The sequence below is a fragment of the Actinomadura sp. WAC 06369 genome, assembly GCF_003947565.1.
In the GTDB taxonomy this organism is placed as follows: Bacteria; Actinomycetota; Actinomycetes; order Streptosporangiales; family Streptosporangiaceae; genus Spirillospora; species Spirillospora rifamycini.
Map to the genome: position 1 here is coordinate 1 of NZ_QHJN01000353.1, position 1,832 is coordinate 1,832.

2 protein-coding genes are annotated in these 1,832 nt (G+C 76.5%); one reads left to right on the forward strand and one right to left on the reverse strand.

Annotated features, from left to right (window positions below; genetic code table 11):
• Positions 1-588: lysine 5,6-aminomutase subunit alpha TIM-barrel domain-containing protein (locus DMH08_RS39355; RefSeq protein WP_325052991.1), on the reverse strand; the 588-nt coding region annotated here is incomplete at its 3' end.
• Positions 589-965: 377 nt separating this feature from the next.
• Here DMH08_RS39355 and DMH08_RS39360 point away from each other — a divergent pair.
• On the forward strand, positions 966-1,733 hold the full coding sequence (locus DMH08_RS39360; protein ID WP_026401704.1) for a bestrophin-like domain: 768 nt from the start codon (positions 966-968) through the stop codon (positions 1,731-1,733).
• Positions 1,734-1,832 lie beyond the last annotated feature (99 nt).

Genomic DNA, 1,832 nt, shown 5'->3' on the forward strand with positions numbered 1-1,832 from the left:
CCACCGGGGACCTGGAGGAGCTGCCCGCCGGGCTTGCCGACCGGCTGCTGTCGCGGGTCGAGCGGCTGCCGCCGGACTCGCGCCCCGGCGTGCGGGTCGCGGCGGTCGGCCTGCGCCCGGGGGACGCGGGGCTGGTGTGGCGGGGGGGCTCCCTCCCGGGGGGCACCCCCTCCCGCGGCGGCGGCGCTCGGCGCGGCGGCCGTCGCGGGCGGCGGCGGTGGCGGCGGCGCGGGCGCGGTCGGCGTCGGCGCCGGCCGGCAGCCGGAAGGAGACGCCGCCGCGGGCGGCGGCGCCCGCGAGGTCGGCGAGGGTGCCGTGCGGGCCGCGCAGCAGGGCGTCCCAGACGGGGAGCGCGACGCCGTGCTCGAGGCCGACCTGGTCGCGGACGGCGTCGGCGAGGTGGTTGGCCCAGGGGCGGCCGCCGTCGTCGGCGCCGGCGAGGCCGGCGAGGCGCAGCACGGCGCGCTCGACCGAAACGGTCGTGTGGGCGCGGGCCATCGCGATGATCGGCTCGGCGGCGCGGGCGGCCAGCCGGCGGGCGGTGCGGACCGCCTCGGGATCGAGGTCGAGCTTTCCGTGCGGCGCCATCGCCGTCTCCCCTCACGCCGCCGCCCCTCCCGGGTCGGCCGAACAATCATCCTTCACTTCGCGCGGTCTACGGAAGATCTTCCGTTATCGGAACCGAAATCCGCAAGATGTCCGAGAGATTCCGGTTCGTGGCCCCGACCTCGCCGCGCCGCTCCCCTACACCTTCCCGCCGCGCGGCGGAACCCCACGCCGCCCGCGACCGCCTTCCCCGGCCGACACCGCTCCCTTGCCCGACCGGACGGACACCTGACTTCCGCGTGACCATTCCGACGACTTTTCGGAACCCCCTCCACAGACACTCAACGTGACCTTAAAATCACGCCCAGTGTCGGCGGTTCCGCGTCCGGGCCGCCTCCGACCCGAACCCGTGGAGGGGCATGATCGTCTATTTCGCGGCGGCCGCCTGCGCCGTCGGTACGGTCGCCGTCGCGAGCGCGCTGGTCCGGCGCACGCGCCGCGCCGCCGACGACGCGTCCCCCGACGGCGCGACCGTCTCGCACGCCGGGGCCATGCTGTCGGCGCTGTTCCTGCTCGCGTTCGCCATCGCCGTCATCGTGCCCTGGACGACCGCCGACGCGGCCCGCGCCGGCACCTACGCCGAGACGCAGGCCATCGCCGAGACCTACTGGGCCGCGTCCCGCCTGCCCGACGACCAGCGCACCGCCGTCCGCAGCGGCCTGCGCGCCTACGTCGACACCGTCCGCGGCACCGAGTGGGAGCTCATGGCCGACGGGCGGCTCGCCCCCGCCGGGTGGACGCTGCTGGACCGCGTCCGCCGCGACGTCATCGCGCTCGAGGCCGACGACGACGAGCTCCGCGAGGCCCGCGCCGCCGTCCTCGACAACATCGGCCAGATCGCCGCCGCGCGCAACCAGCGCGCCATGGACGCCCGCACCACGCCGCCCGCCGGTCTCACCGCCGTCACCATCATCACCGGCGTCGTGGTCGTGCTGCTGCCGTTCCTGGCCGGGGCCTCGCCGCGCGGCGCGCCCCTGGTCCCGCTGGCCCTCATGGCCGCGCTGCTGGCCGCCGGAACCTACCTGACCATCGACATGGCCCGCCCGTTCGACGGGGCCCTGGCCGTCGGGCCCGAAGCCTTCGTCGAACTGCAGGCCGAACTCCAACGCATCGACGGAGGTGGATGACCCTTGCGTCGCGTCCTGATCCTGCCCGCCCTCATCCTGCAGGGCGGCGCCGCCGGCGCCCTCACGCTGGCCGCCGCCCTGCAGGATGAGGGCGGGCAG

Excerpts from the sequence above, each read along its gene's own strand:
- DMH08_RS39360 (WP_026401704.1), top strand. The coding sequence starts at position 966 with ATGATCGTCTATTTCGCGGCGGCCGCCTGCGCCGTCGGTACGGTCGCC.